The following is a 15,669-nucleotide window of genomic DNA, read 5'->3' as shown; positions in this document are numbered from 1 at the left end:
AATTCTAATTTTTTTCGCTTATAATGATAATTTAATTCCAACTGAAACGGTACGTGGTTGAGCAACAACACAAGCATCAACACCTTGGTATAAAGGATTCTGCCCCAGTGCAAATTCGGGGTCCAGGCCTTTGTAGCGGGTCAATGTCAGCAGGTTTTCGCCTGTGAGGAAGAGGGTGCAATTCTGAATCAGTTTGTATTTCAGGTTCAGGTCATACGACAAAAGCGCCGATTTCAGGCGGATATACGAACCGTCCTCTATCCAGCGGTCGGAAAAGCGGGAATTGCCCACCGGGTCGCCATAAACTGCCCGGGGAACGCCCGTAACATCTCCCTCATAACGCCAGCGATTCAAAACAACTCTCGACTGATTGTTGAAAGTCGAAAGATTCTCCAGTTGCGAACGGGTATAGTTATACACGTCATTGCCCAGCGAATAAACCGCCAATGCGTTCAACGTCCATTGCTTGTAGCGGAAAGTATTGGAAATGGAACCGAAAACATCGGGATTGGGATCGCCGATGACCACCTTGTCGTCTTCATTAATCAGGTTGTCGGTATTTTGATTGACAAACCGCACATCGCCGGCCTGGAACTGCACCGGAACAAGGCCTTGCATCATGTACAAGGGATGGGCGTTGGCTTCCGCTTGTGTAGCGTAAACGCCGTTGGTTTTATAACCGTAGAACTGTCCGAGAGCTTGGCCTTCTTTTGTTTGCACTACGGCGCCCAATACCTCTGTCGAATAGGTTTCACCCTTCAAATCCAGCGCTTTGTTTTTGTATTTGGAAACAATCAAGCCCAAATCCCATTTCAAATCCTTGTTCAGGATGCGGGCATTTAAGCTGAAATCGAATCCGGTATTTTGCATCGAACCGGCATTGCTCAGGTAGTCGCCAAAACCGGTCATGCGTTCCGGCAGACCCAGCAAAATCATATCTTTCGTGGTATTGCGATAAACGTTCAGGCTCAGATTCAGCCGTTCATCCAAAGCAGAAACATCCAGGCCCGCATTGAGGCGTTTCACCGTTTCGGGTTTCAGGGAGGTATTAACCAGATTGCCTCGCACAATGCCATAAGCGCCCAGCATGTTTTGTGTGCGGTAATACCTCAAGGCGTTGTAATTGCCGATGTCGTCGTTGCCCGACAAACCATAGCTCAAGCGAAGTTTCAGGAGGTCGATGACCGAATTTTGCATAAACTCCTCGCCGCTTATGAGCCAGGCTGCCGCAACAGAGGGATAAGTGAAGAACGTAGAAGCATCCTCACCCGAACGCGAAGTAGCATCGGAAGCTAAGGATGCATTGACAAAATATTTATTCATCAACGAATAATCGGCAACGGCATAAGCCGACAGCCAATTCCACGAGCCGATACTTCCTCCGATTTGCCGCAATAGCGTCTGACCGTATTGAATGGATTTGAAATTGTCGGAACTGGAGTTGTAGCCTTCGCCAAAATCGTTTTCCGCTTCATTGCTCTGGTACCGGAATCCGGCACGCACATTCAGGCGCTGACCGGGTGTAATTTGCGTTTTATAATCGGCATGGAGGTCGTTGTAGAGCGAAAACAAGCGGTCAACACGGTGTTGCGATTCGTTGCTAATGAGCACATCGTTGATGGGGTCGAAATAAATACCGGTACTCGGATAAAAGATTTTCTCGCGTTCCTTGTTAAAGTTCAAACCCAGCATGTTGGCTACCGACAAGTGTTTGCTGATATTCCAAGCCAACTCAAACGAACCCATAAAGCGGTAATTGATGTTCACCATCGACACGTTTTCGGTCAGTACATACGGGTTGCTGTTGCCGAAAATATCGGCAGGTTCTTCGTTGGGCGAAAGTTTTCCTTCCTCGTTATACACATGGGAAGTGGTAAACGGCGATTTCAGCAAGGCTGCAAAAATCGGGTTTTTGCGGCTGTCGGCGCCTTCGTTGGCCAAATTCTTCGTGCCGTAAACAAAGCTCATGTTCGATGAAAAATTGACCGTCTTCGATAATCTTATAGATGAATTGAAGCGGGTATTAAACCGTTGAAAATGGGTATTCTTTAATGTACCCGCCTGGTCGAGAAAGCCAATCGAAAGCATGTATTGAGCTACGGCGTCTCCCCCCGAAACATTCAGGTAATAATCCTGATTCCACTTGCTGTCGTAAACTTGCTTTTGCCAATCGGTATTGTGGTTATAGCGGTAGTAATCTTTATTGCCTTCTATTCCCCAGTTTTCTATCACCGGCACGCGGCTGTCGAAAAACGGTAGATTTTCCACAACCAGCGGGTCTGAGGTTTGGCTTTGTATTACATCTGCCAACAAATTACGATGCTGGGCGGCATTCAATACCGGCAGTTTGTCGGGTTGCAACGAGATGCCCGTATGAATGTGTGCGTTGATTTTTGTTTCCGGGTCTTTCGGATTCAGCGTTTTGATAAGTATCGCGCCATTGGCGCCCTTCAGTCCATATATCGACAAACCGTCTTTCATCACGGTAATACTTTCGATGTCCTTGATGTCGATGGAAGCCAATGGATTTGCCTGATAGTTGCCTATCAACGACGAAGCGTAGGCTGTGTTCTCGAAAGGCAAGCCATCAATAATGAAAAGCGGTGTGTTGCCCGCATTCAGGGTGTTGAAGCCCCGCAGATAGATGTTGGCGCCACTGCCCGGCATCCCCGAACGGAAAGCCGTATTCACGCCGCTGGCATAGCCTTGCATCAGCACATCGGGTGTAACAGCAACGCTCAGGTCGTTGTTTTCACGGACGACTTCCAGGTCGTTGGCCAAGCGTGTAGAGGCATATTCTCCTGTTGCCGTATAAACTTCCTTACGCGCACCCTTATATTCTTTTTCGTACAAAGAGATGTCGATTTGGCCACGTCCACGCGCCGAAATGTCGCGGGCAGTATAGCCAAAACCGCTCACTTCGAGGATAAGATGCGTGCTTGGAACATAGATAGCATAGGTTCCGTCTTCTTCGGTGATGGCAGACGAAATACCTTGCACACTGATATTAATACCCGCAAGTGGTTTCCCCGTAGCGGCATTGCGCACCGTGCCCCTTATCGTATCGGATTTTACCGGTTGTTGCGAATAGGCGGACAGTGCAGGGAAAAGCCCGCACAACAACAATAACCCGCAGCAACTATATATTTTTCTTCGTTTCATCAGCTCTAATTTTAACATGATTATTTTTTCGTTTAGTCGTTCAAATCAACTTTTGGCGCCAGCCGTATGTAATCGAGGAATATCAATCCGGCATCGGCGTTGGTCGCCTGCACGGTATTGGCTACAAAGAATGTAGCGGCGCCGTAGGCCGAACATTTCAATGTGCCACCGTTCCCGAAAGCATCCGTTCCGTCCGACACAATATCGAGCAGATACAGCTTTTCGTTCGAGTTCCCTGCCGTATTATTGTCGGCATTCAGCCGGTAGCGCAGCAATTGCGTTTCTTGCCTGACGCCGGCAGTTGCCGCGCTTGCCATAGCAGAATAGGGCGAAAAATGATTCTCTATTTTACCGCCATCGGCATTACGCCTTAAAGCAGGTTCGCCCGGGAAACTGATTAGCAGCTTCTGCAGCAAGGTCATCGGAATGGTGCGGGTTGAATCGGGGATGGCGAAGTAATGACTGCTCACGTCGTCGTAAGTCAGCCAATATATCTCGTAATCGCACGAATACATGATGGGGTTGTATTGGATGTAAGCATTGGTAGAATTGCTCTGCACATAGGTTTCGCCCGTATATATAAATGTTTTGCTCGACGATTTATGTGCGGTTGAGTCTTTTTCGGCATAATACACATCCCATTCAAATGTTTGCCTTGTTCGTCCTTTCAGCATGACGTCTTTACCTCCGCTGGCCCACGAGCGGTAACGTACCGTCCAGGCATTCTGGCCATCCCAGCGGTCGGTATAATCCTCGCCCTCGATAATTTGCGTCTTGATTTTGTTTTCGTAAATCTTGATGTCGGCAGCGCTGAGCTTGTAAACCGTGCCGTTGGAGGCGGTATAGCTTTCCGTTATATTGGCAGGGTCTATATCCACCAACACATCGCCAAGCGAAGGATAGCGTCCGGCATTGTTGATAAGCGTATTTTTCAGCGTCAGGTCGGCAGCCAGCTGGCGCACAATTTCTTTGTTTTGCGCGTTGGTATCGCGTTGACGCATATATTTGGCGTATTTTGTTTTCAGTGCGTCAAAGGTATTTTGTTCCAGCAAAACAACCGTAAACGACTGTCTTTCGTCTCCCAGAGGACAGGCTTCCAGAAAGGTATTGCGCGTTGTCCAGATGGTATCGTAAACAGGGCGACCATTCATATCCACACCAATTTGCAGGCTTTTGTCCTTATCCATTACCTGTTCTTCGAGCGATTGAATAAATTGAATTTGTTCGTATCCCTGCTGTTCCTGCAAGTACTCCCAAATATTTTTCCGGTTGTCGAGCGTGCTGTTGATGATGTGCAATACGCCATTGCCACAAACCAGATTGGATCTCAGCGCCAAGGACGGATAAACCGACAGGCTTTTTCCGTTCAGCATTTCGACCTGACTAACCGGTTCGCCGCTAAGCGTGAAGTTGCCGGAGGCATCGGTGTAATACGACAGGTAGGCGATGTAGCCTTTCATCCATTCTTTCAGCGTTTCCAGGTCCGACAAATCCAGTTGTTGCAAGGCTTCGTTGCCGGGTGCAAAAACGGTGAGCGACTGTTCTTCGCGGAGCAATTTATCGTAACCCGTCAGCCGCAATGCCTGAGCGAAAACAGAAATATCGGGATTTTCAACAATAAGTTCGTTCAGATTTTTATCCAGATTGCTGTTGTTCAACTGCATATCATCTTTCCATGCATCGCAGGCAAACAAGCAAAGCATAGCTGCCAGGGCGAGTATTTTCGGTATTATTAATTTTTGTTTCATATAGCATATTAATTTTTAATCATTCAAAATAACGATGCAATTGTTCACTCTACTATCGGTTCGGGTTCTGCCGGAGGATTGCCGTAGGGCCATATCGCCCAAGTAGGAGCGCCCTCATCTATCCACTCGCCTCTCATATCTACCCGTGGATATACTTGGTTTTCGTCTTTCGGGATGAATTGAATCAAATCCCAGTTGCCAAGTTGGCCTTGTGCGTTGGAAGCAATAGGCTCCAAGCGCAAGGTATGCCTTCCTTCAAATTCCACCTGAATAGTTCCAAGTAGGTGGCTGCAAACCACGGAATCGTATTTTTTTGCCGAGTATTGTTTCCATCCAAGCAATTCCTGCGCTTCTGCTGTTCCGCCCGGCATATATTCGTTCATATTGAAAATATATGGCATCACCTGGTCGAGCTTGCCCTCTTGCTTGAAAATGGTTTTTATTTTCAGGTTCAATTCTCTCCGGTAGCATAGCCACACTTTGTATTCACCGGGCATCAGTACAGGGCATTTAAACTCAACCCACTTCATCGTGTTGGGATGTAAGTTAAAGCGCAGGTAGTCGCGGTAAACATATTGATCTTTACCATTAAACGCGGCTTCGGTCATAGGCATAGAGCCGCATTCGTACCTAATGGTGGCTATGTATGTTCCTCCCCAAGTAACTTCGGACAATTCGCCCGGATTGTATGTTTTGTTGGCGCCCGGCTTGCGGAAAGTGGACAAAGCCATAATTTCGGGTTGTTCGGCAATATCCCAGTAAACACGGTAGGCGGTTCGTTCCTTCACCTGTATGTTCCCTGCAATCCTGTGCACTACGCCGTTGGAGCAACTACGGTCGGTGTAATCGCTTTGGCGGTCTAAGGCCACCCCGGGTTCGTTAATCTGTCCTACAATCAAGCGGTCTAGCCATATTCTGTCGCCATCGCGTTCAAAAAGGATGGGTTTCTTTTCGGGTGTGAGCGTTTGCAAAGCCGAGGCATATAATAAATCGACTGCATATTTCGGCATAATGTTTTGTATGGCATGATAGCCTATATAGTCGCGGATAAGTTCGCCATCGGTTTTGGTCGAATTTTTCTGATTTTCGTGCAGTTGCACCAGCAGATTCTCTTCGGAGGTAATACCGGCATCAATAAATGCCTGATTATCCTGCACAAAGAAAGTGTACCAAATACTGTCGGATTCTATTTTCAACGAATCGGCCAGCCCCGATCTTTCAAAGAAGCCTTTCATCAGCGAATAATCGGCATCGGGCAAAGCGCGCACCATATCGGTAACGCTATACTGAGGAGGCGTTAGCACGGCATTGATGATATGCAGATGCCCGTTGACTCCTTTCAGTTCGGTAGCGCCGCACAAGGCTTTTGTAACAATAATAGCCGACCTGTCCACCCAGATAGAACCGTCGGGCAGGGCTTTGGTTGTCAGGTATTTTTTCATAAAATTGCGGCTGCGCAACCGGCCATCCACAAAGTCGGCAATCGCAATGGAATCGTTCCCCACCAAATGGTAGCGGACAATGTTGGCAGCTTCCTCTTCCGTCAGGTCGTTGACGCTGCTTTTTCCATTTGCCTGAAGGTAGAGATCAACAGCCTCGTTGGTGGGGGCAAACAAGGTGTAAACCCCGTAAGCATGTATAGTTCCCCTGAAATTGGCTTTATCCACAATGGATAAAAATTGCGTCATTTGCTGCTCTTGCATAATTTCGTCGAGCATTTTATCGTCATACACACGGTATTCCTGTCCTTCCATTTCTTTTTCGCACGAGGAAAGGAGGGGAATAATTCCCATTACCAGCGCCGCTATAGCCATGCGGAAACGGGAAACTGTTTTTTTGGTCATCATCTTTTTCATGGCATTATTTATAATATTCATTTTGTTCCAGATTTTTATTCATTGATATTTCCGCCTCATAAATGGGCATATAATGGCTTCCCGGGTGGTTTTCCCATTTGTTTTGCAGGATAGACACTTTTTCGGGCTGTGTGCTGCGAATGGCCAACTGTATTAAATAGGGTAAATTCCGGTAATTGTCTCTTTCGACATGGCGCAACACATCGAACCAGCGTTTGCCTTCAAAAGCCAGTTCCCTCGCCCGTTCGTGCAAGATAAATTCCTCCATGCTTTTGCTGTCAATATCTTCTCCCGCCAGTTTTTCCAAATCGCTCGCTTCGGTGGCATTTGCCCGGGTGCGTACCCGTTGAACCAAGTCCAAGGCTTCCTCCAGTTGAGCCTGATTGTTGTTGTCGGCCATGGCCAGTTGCGTAAGCGCTTCGGCTTTCATCAGGATAATATCGGCCAGGCGGTAAAAAATCCAGTTGCTGAAAGAGGCGTTATCGGCGCGGAACGTGGCTCCGGTTGCCGACAATCCAATCCATTTCCACACCGATTCTTGCTTCCATGCAAATTCGGGGCGAATATCGTAGTATTCCCTGTCTAATGAAGACCTGGGGAAGAAGGTGTTGATTTCGGAAGTTTTAGCGACCAAAAGTCCCGATACGGGTTTGTGCCACTTAACAAACGGATTTCCTTTGTCGGCGCCAAACTGCAATTCAAAAATGCTTTCCACGCTGTTGCCTTGCACATACATTTTGTCGAACAAGACAGAAATGTCGTTTTTGTCGGCAAAATAAACAGGAACGATTTCCCCATTGATGTTCATGGCCGAGGATTCGTCCCGTTTGACAGGAATAAGCGAGAATTGCTCCGAATCGATGATTTGCGTACACAAATCGCGGCAAGCAGCATAATCGCCTTTCCAGAGGTAAATGTCAGCCAGCAGCGCCTTCAATCCCCAGCGCGTGAAACGTCCTTTGCTGGAGATGTTATCGCTATACGTGAACGGCAGGTACTCTTCTACCGAAAGCAAATCGGCGACAAGATGGCCGAGGATTTCGGCTTGCGGCATTTTAGGCCGACTGTAGTCCTGATCGTCGTAGATACTGGCTTTCACCACGTAGGGCACATCGCGAAAAGTGCGCAAGAGGTAGAAATAGGCCAAACTGCGAATACATACGGCTTCGGCGGTATATTGATTCAGCAGATTCTGAGAAAATGATACGTCTTTTTCTTTGGCCAAAGGAGCCAGTTCAATCACCGTATTGCACTGATTAATTGTTTTATAGAAATACTCCCACTCGGCATATTCGTTGGTCGAAACAATTTCGCCATCGCGGATAGCAATAATGGTTGCACTGGCACGGGAAGAAGGCGCAACAAATTCGGCGCGCATTTCGCCCCAGATGAAGTAACGCAACATCACGTCATCTTCCATCATCGAGGCATAACAACCCATCAGCGCCGATTGGGCTTCTTCTTTGGTTTTCCAGAATTTTTCACGGATAACGCCATCTTCGGGTTCCAGCCCCAGCCAATCGGTGCAGGACGATGCTCCTGACACCAGCAGGATACATACAAGTATATGAATAATTTGTTTCATATTTATACTATTTTATTTTGTTACTAAATCAGAATGACAGATTGATGCCAAAGGTATAAGTACGTGGCACAGGCGCTTTTGAAAAATCCCGCCCGCCATTCGAGCCGCTCATTTTAACCTCGGGGTCTTGTCCGGTATAGTTTGTCCACACATGCAGGTTATTGACCGTGCAATAAAAGTAGAGGTCGGACAGGCCAAGTTGCTCAATTTGTTTCCGTTTGAAATTGTAGCGGAAGGTTATAGATTTCCACCGCACAAACGAACCGTCTTCTACAAAGCGGTCGGATGCCAGCCAATTGTATCCCGAACCGTATAAGGCTCGCGGCAGAAGGTCGGCAGGCGCTTCGCTTTCGGTGTCGTACGGATGACGCCAGCGTTTTAGTACGGCTTTACTTTGATTACCAAAACCGTACATGCTTTCCAGATTCATGCGTGTCATATTGATAACGTTGTTCCCGTACCGAAAGAAGAACACCGTATTCAGCGATAATTGTTTCCACTTGACAGAAGGAGTCAATCCGCCAAAGAACAAGGGGTTAATATCTCCCAACCACACAATGTCCTGGTAATTGATGTTACCGTCGTGGTTTAAATCCTTATAGCGGGCATCGCCGGGTTTGAATTTGTATTGAACGGAGGAACCGTAACCAAAATTCATATACACAGGCACAACGTTACCCTTGTCGTCGGTGGTTTGAATCACCTGACCCTGTCCGTCCCGCGCAATGGTTTGCGCTTCGTTCAGGTAAACGCCATCGTAGAGGTATCCGTAAAACGACCCTGTCGGCTGGTTGAGTACCGTGCGGGTGAGGTAGTCGCCGTTTTTGTTCCAAACGCCACTGTATAGCGAAACAAATTCGGATATTTTTGTTACCTTGTTTTCCGAGCGCGCTATGTTGAAGGCAAGATTCACATTCCAATCTTTGGTTTTTATTGGCGTGTAATTGACATTCAGTTCCCAACCCGAATTTTTCACCGTACCGTAGTTCATGGTCATTGATGAAAATCCCGAAGAGGTAGGGATAGAAATATTATCCATGAATTGGTCGTCCACAGTTCGGATGTAATATTCACCCTCGATATTCAGTTTGTGATCGAAAGCAACAAGGTTGAATCCGAAATTGGTGGTATAGCTGTGTACCCAACGCAGGTCTTTCAGCTCGAGTTTTACGGGATAGGTGGAGTTTTGACCCGCGTAGTTGAAAGCATAGGTTTGATAATTGTTGTAGTACAGATAGTCTTTATTGGGCGCCTTTCCCGACATTCCGTAAGAAGCCCTGAAAGAGAAGTCGTTGAGCCACGAAACATTCCGCAAAAAGCGTTCGCCCGAAATGCGGTAACGCCCCGATATAGCTGGGAACAAACCAAAACGGTAGTTTTCGCCAAAGCGGGAGTTCCCTTCCAAGTTCATATTTCCAAAAACAGTATATCTGTCCAAAAAGGTATAATTCAGGTTGAGAACGGACGACACGGTGCGTTGCTTGCTTGCGCCCGACGAAATGCTCCCCGAAGGATAGATGCGCGAAGGAATGGATGGGTCTTGCAACGAAGGCGAGGCCAGGTTGGTGGTATTGGCAGCGTAGGAATAGCTGGTTCTGTCATAGGTATCCACGGCAAGCAAGCCCACCAAACGATGTATATTTTCGTCGGCAAATTGTGGCTGGTAATACAATTTGTTGAACGTTTGTATGGTAAACGATTCGTTATCGCTGTCCGATGCCGTGTTGGTACGATTATCAGACCAAACCAATCCGGTTGCCGACTGTGGAAGATATTTCTTCTGCTTGCTGGTTGATGCCTGAAATCCGACATCGAAAGTATAACGCCATATATCATTCGGACGATACTGCAACGAGAGTTTGGGTATAATCGTTTCGCTTGTAATATTGTTAAGACCGTCTTTTGCCATAGCCACAGGGTTATATACCTTCGGGTATGTCCCTTGCGGATTATCTATCGGCACAAAATAGGCCGGTGTTAATTCGCCGAATACATCGTGATAATAGATGCTTTGGTTGGGCATTTTGCCGTAAGCATGACCGCGCACATTGGCATCATCGCTGTTGCTATCCGGCACATAATTGCCCTGCTTTTCGGAATGGGTATAGGCAATGTCGGCCGAAAACCGCAATTTCTCCGACACTTGATAGTCCAGGTTCAACCGGGTGTTCAAGCGTTGAAAAGAGGTTTCGATGGTATTTCCTACATCGTCCAAGTATCCTGCCGAGAAGGCATATTTTGTTTTGGCGCTTCCGCCTCGCAACGACAAGTTGTATTCCTGCGAAAAACCGTCCTGGGAAACGGCGTCCACCCAGTTGGTATTGCCTGAATAATTGTAATAATATTCGGGATTATTGGGGTCGTATGCAAATTGTGGATATTTCAGCGGATCGAGTATGCTACCTGCATTTAGATGCGATTCGAGTACCATGGTGGTGTATTCGTCTCCGTTCAGCGTAGGAATCATGGGTGCAAAAGGCTTGTATGTTCCTGTAATTCGCAAGGTAACTTTGGGCGGCGAGATGCTACCCCGTTGTGTTGTAATTTGCAGTACGCCATTCGCAGCCTTGGAACCCCAGATGGCATTGGCGGCAGCATCTTTCAGTACCACAATTTCTTTTATATCGGATGGGGCGATGTTCAGCAACTGGGAGAAATCTTCTTCCGATGCCGTACTGAAATCGAAACCGGCGCCTATTTCCGTTTCGAGCGGAATACCGTCCACTACGATAAGCGGGTTATCGTCTCCGGTGAGCGAGGTTGTACCGCGGATGCGGATAGACATCCCGCTGCCCGGGTCGCCTGCATTGGCCACAATGTCCACGCCGGAAATCCTTCCCTGAAGGGCTTCATCGACCGATGTAACATGCAAGTCGGCAATATCTTCGGCGCTCAGCCGTCCCACAGCCATCGAAATATCCCTCTCCAATATGGGCATGTTGCCTATTTGCCGGTTGGCGCTGGTTACCACTATCTCATCAAGTAATTTCGTATCTTCGTACATACTCACCTTGATATCTCTGTTATCGCCGATAACTATTTCTTTTACCTTGAAGCCGATGTAGGTAAATACCAGTTTGTTTTTCGTGTCGGAAATGTTGATACTGAAATTCCCGTCAAGATTTGTTACGGCGCTTGCCGTTACGCGGTTTTCCCTGTTCATTTCTACAATAGAAACCCCTATAAGTTCTTCTTTATCCTGCGCCGAAATCACCTTTCCGCGAACCAGAATCTTTTCCTGTGCAAACACGGTTGCAGAAGAACAGAGCAAGAAACCGAACAACAAGCATATCATTTTTACATATCGTTTCATGTCGTATCTATTTATGTGTTACTGTTTTTTGTTATTTATCATTCCACAACTGTGAAGCGGATAAAGTTGCTTATTTCGTGCAATACGGCTTTACCGGCAATGCGGTTGCTGCGGAAATTGTCCGTAGCGGCTGCATTTACTTTTCCACGGTTTACACCGTTGATGTAATCTACCGCTCCGCTACCAACCGTTCCATCCACCAAGACCAGATTTCCCTGTCGAATATCTTGCGGTTCGAAGCGCAACACCCAGATGCTGCCGCTCTTGTATTTGGAGATTCTCACTACTGTACTCTTGTTCACTAAATTCAGCTTGTCATTCGTAATTTTCAGCAGAGTAGAAGACAAGGCTTCGTTAACCGACATCGGATTCACCGGATAGAGGTACTCCAGTCCATCGTCGGCAAATACGGTTCCCTGCAAAAAATGGGCATTGATAAACATGGTTGCCTTCGCCAAGTCGTCGGGATAATCGCCCGATACCCTGTCGAGTGCAGGCAGATGACCGGTGCTTCGGGCATTGGCCATAGCCGAGTTGGCAGGCATCAGCGCCGTGTAGAAGAGTTCGCTCTTAACCCCGTCCAGTTCGTCCGAATCTATTTTTTTCAGGCATTTTTCTACATAATTCACAAAATCCGACACGTTGGGATTTTCTGTTCTTGCACGCACCAGGTATTGCCACAGGGGTAAATCCTTGTACTTGTCGGCGCCCGATTTGGTGTTGCGGGGCGAATATTGCAACAAACCATCGGTATTGAATACATACCCGTTGTTGAATTCGTCTTCTTCTTTTGTAACGGTAACAAACGTGCCGTCTTCGATGTTGCCTGCGGCCTGCAATTTATTATCCTTGTAGCGTATCATTTCGCCATTGTAGTTCACCAGGTAGCCCCAGCCGTTGTAGTTGGTTGTTCCGGTGAAAGGGGATGCAGAAAAACCGGTTATTTCCGAATCAACCTCGTCGTTTTTCAGTCCGGGGAAGATGTGCGTATTAATCAGGCGCTGCAAACGGGTATTTACATTGCCTACATCTCCACTTTCGGAGTGCGTAAATGCTCTGTTCAAATCATCGTAGCCAAAGCCGTCTTGCCGAAGCAAACCGTCTGAAAAATTCAGCAATGTCCACCGTTCGGAGGCATAGCCGTTCAAGGGGCTTTTCATCAGCTCTTCGCGCAAGGTTTCGGTGTATGCCAGATTCAGCAGAATCCGCCCGGGATTGAGGTAAATTTCGGAATATACCGTTTCAAAATAGCGGCTTTTTATTACATGGTTAATCCGGTAGATGAAGCCGTTGCTTGCCAGTTGCTTGTCCAATATGCCCGCTTCGTTAAATTTTTTGCCGGTAAGCCCTTCGCCATTGAGGTATTCGCCGGCGCTGTTGAACGATTCTTCATACACGGTTGGCCATATCAAGCCCTTCACCATGTGGGTATTAATCAGGGTATAAAGCACTCCCTGAGGCAGGGCGCTTATTTTGCCGTAATATTTCAACAAGCGCGTGTTAATATAATTAATTAACACATTATTATCGGGAACCAGCAGGGTATTACCCGATTTTTCGGTATCGTTTGCACCCGTTTCCGAAAAAATATTCTCCATCACCGGCGATAGTCCCATATCGGAGGGGAATCTTTTGAGGTATAATTTGGTAATGCCTGCATGAGGAAGCATTTTTTGATACGTTTCGAGCAATTTGGGCGATAGCTCGGCAACGTCCAAATAGTTTTTGAACACGTATTCTCCCAAAACCGATTTGTAATTCAGCAGCGAATTGTAGGCCGAATATTGGGGCGCTTTCAGCAGAATTTCCATATTTTCCTGCGGTTCGTTCACGCGGGAAACCTCGTGGATAATACCGTTCTCGGCATACATATCTTCCGAGAGAATAGTCCCATCCTGCACATTTTTGCCGCTATAAACAGCATGGGGATAAAAGGTATTGTAATCGGCTGTTGTCAGCGGTGTGGGGAACGACTTAAAATATTCTTCGGTATAAATGGGCAGGTATTTGTAGTTTTGAAGCGTCAGATTCAGCTGATAATCGTTTACCGAATAAGAAAGCGAGCTTCGGTTTGTTTCGTCCACTACCCAGTTGTTGTCGAATTCGGGGTCTTGATAGGGAAGCGTATAATAAGCCGTCTTCCGCTTGAATGCGCCGAGTTCGTACTGGTTGTTCGTAAACCGGTAGGCCAGCCGGTCGGCAGTCCATCGGCTGTAAACGATGGAATAGGCAACAATTTCTTTGGCCTCCTCATCGGGAATATCGGCTACGGAAGCATACGATTTTTCCTGCATCCACAAGCTAAAAGCCTCGTCGTTGGGCGCAAAAACCGTATAAAGACCTGCGCCTTTCAGCACATTCGCATACTCGGTCTTGTCCACACATTGCAGGTAAAGTCCGAAGCGACCTTCTTTCTCCAACACGTCATATATGGGAGGTTCCAGCCATTCGGGTCTTTCAAAATAGGCGTTTCTTTCCGTATTATCATCACACTGAATAAAAAGGAATGCTACACAGACAAGACTTAATAAAAGATTATAGTTCATTTTTGTCATAACACATGATATTAAATTTCAGCAGCAAAGGAAAAAAATAGTTTAATAAGGCTGCATGTAAAAAAGTCCGACTATATGGATACGTTTCCCATTCCGGCAAAAAGCGCGTTAAAAATTGAGGTGTGTATGCGCCCATTCGCAGGGGCGTGGTTCGCTCGCCCGACACACAGAGAACGCAAATTACGCAGATTACGCAGATTTTCGCAAAGCAGCTTAGTCCTGCAGGGACGACACTTGGACACGCTATCAAGTGTCGCCCCATGCGGGGCTTAGGATACCGTGCTGTCCGTCAGGCCGTAAGCTGAAGCATACGGTTAATAAAGCGCTGTCCCATGCGGGACTAAATACAAAATCACGGAAAAGCGCTCCCTCCCCTCTCCAAGATGGAGAGGGGCCGGGGGTGAGGATGATTGCGCACAGGGCTGAGCTGTGAATTCTTACCAACAATTATACATTCCTACCTTTTCAATCGCATTTTCAACTTTTTTTCACAAAATCACTTGTTATGTAATAAAAACACATTACATTTGACGACTGCTTTGAATGCTTTCGCTATTAGGCTGGCGGATTTTTACTCAAGGCAGGGCAATTTTTTTGTAACTTGGCACAGGTTTATAACCGGATTTTAATGGCTGATTTCACTAACAATTATGTATTTTTTAACACCAGATTTTCTCCTGATTATTTGGCAGTTACAGCTATTTTATTAGAGAGAGAGAGAGAGAGAGAGAGAGAGAGACCCATACCCTCGCGCGTAAGATAATAAATTTTTTCTTTTCACGCAAACAACCTGATTTATTTTCTGAAAATATGTTACCGCCGATTTTTATCGGAGGCGCGTTTTCGTGCGCGTATTTTAACAAATATGGCGCATGTGGAACGCTAATTTCGCGGATTGCGCGGATTTTCGCAAATAAATTTATAATTCGTCCATTTTCTGTCATTGCGGGGCGCCATTCATCGGTTGCATCCGTAGGGGCGTATGGCATACGCCCAGCACACGACAATCCCAATCAATACAATAATATAACATTTGCGCATTGCGCCGGTGCGTGCATCGGGCGTATTCGATACGCCCCTACAATGCGTCGTGCAATGACAACGGGGATGATGAATCATATAAATCATATAAATCATAAAAATCATACTAAAATCACAGTTCAGACTAATTAAAACTCACTTAACATGAAGAAACTTTTTCTATTACTGGCAGTTTTTGCCTGTTTGACGGTTGAGGCGCAGGAATTCCTCGCACAGCCGCCCGAGAATGCGCTCCCCTCCGAGGTGGCGGCGCAAAATATTACCGAACTGACCTCGCGGCCCGAGCTGCGGGCGAAGCCTACCGACATTGACGGCTCGGAACATGCACAGAAAGTGATGATTGGCGACCTTGAATCCAAGCATTGGATGGCGCTGGTTTTGCTGCTTTTTGGCTATGCCTGCTTCCGCT

At 46.9% G+C, this 15,669-nt stretch carries 7 protein-coding genes; 1 reads left to right on the top strand and 6 read right to left on the bottom strand.

The window, feature by feature from the left end:
* Window positions 1-18 precede the first annotated feature (18 nt).
* From ACYPWY_RS02465 to ACYPWY_RS02440, 6 genes are read right to left on the bottom strand one after another with little or no spacing between them, the layout of a single operon-like run.
* Window positions 19-3,162 carry a SusC/RagA family TonB-linked outer membrane protein gene (locus ACYPWY_RS02465; protein ID WP_459683848.1) on the bottom strand — a complete coding sequence of 1,048 codons (3,144 nt, stop codon included), beginning with the start codon at window positions 3,160-3,162 and terminating at the stop codon, window positions 19-21.
* Window positions 3,163-3,194: 32 nt separating this feature from the next.
* A complete protein-coding gene (locus ACYPWY_RS02460) occupies window positions 3,195-4,910 on the bottom strand; it encodes a fasciclin domain-containing protein (protein ID WP_459683847.1) in 1,716 nt (571 codons plus the stop codon).
* A 44-nt stretch (window positions 4,911-4,954) separates the two neighbouring features.
* Window positions 4,955-6,787 carry a fasciclin domain-containing protein gene (locus ACYPWY_RS02455; protein WP_459683846.1) on the bottom strand — a complete coding sequence of 611 codons (1,833 nt, stop codon included), beginning with the start codon at window positions 6,785-6,787 and terminating at the stop codon, window positions 4,955-4,957.
* Window positions 6,771-8,351 (bottom strand): RagB/SusD family nutrient uptake outer membrane protein, encoded by a 1,581-nt coding sequence (locus tag ACYPWY_RS02450; protein ID WP_459683845.1) that lies wholly within the window; start codon window positions 8,349-8,351, stop codon window positions 6,771-6,773. Before ACYPWY_RS02450 ends, ACYPWY_RS02455 begins: the two co-directional genes overlap by 17 nt.
* A gap of 28 nt (window positions 8,352-8,379) precedes the next feature.
* Entirely contained in the window at window positions 8,380-11,664 is a 3,285-nt protein-coding gene (locus ACYPWY_RS02445; protein WP_459683844.1) for a SusC/RagA family TonB-linked outer membrane protein, read from the bottom strand.
* Between the two features lie 38 nt (window positions 11,665-11,702).
* The gene (locus tag ACYPWY_RS02440) at window positions 11,703-14,219 is read right to left on the bottom strand and encodes a fasciclin domain-containing protein (protein WP_459683843.1); all 2,517 of its coding nucleotides are present in this window, start codon (window positions 14,217-14,219) and stop codon (window positions 11,703-11,705) included.
* Between the two features lie 1,185 nt (window positions 14,220-15,404).
* On the opposite strand from ACYPWY_RS02440, the gene ACYPWY_RS02435 reads away from it, so the two are divergent.
* On the top strand, window positions 15,405-15,669 hold a 265-nt coding region (locus ACYPWY_RS02435; RefSeq protein ID WP_459683842.1), incomplete at its 3' end, for a hypothetical protein.

Source organism: Viscerimonas tarda, assembly GCF_054601255.1.
This window is presented reverse-complemented; position numbering and strand designations above follow the sequence as displayed.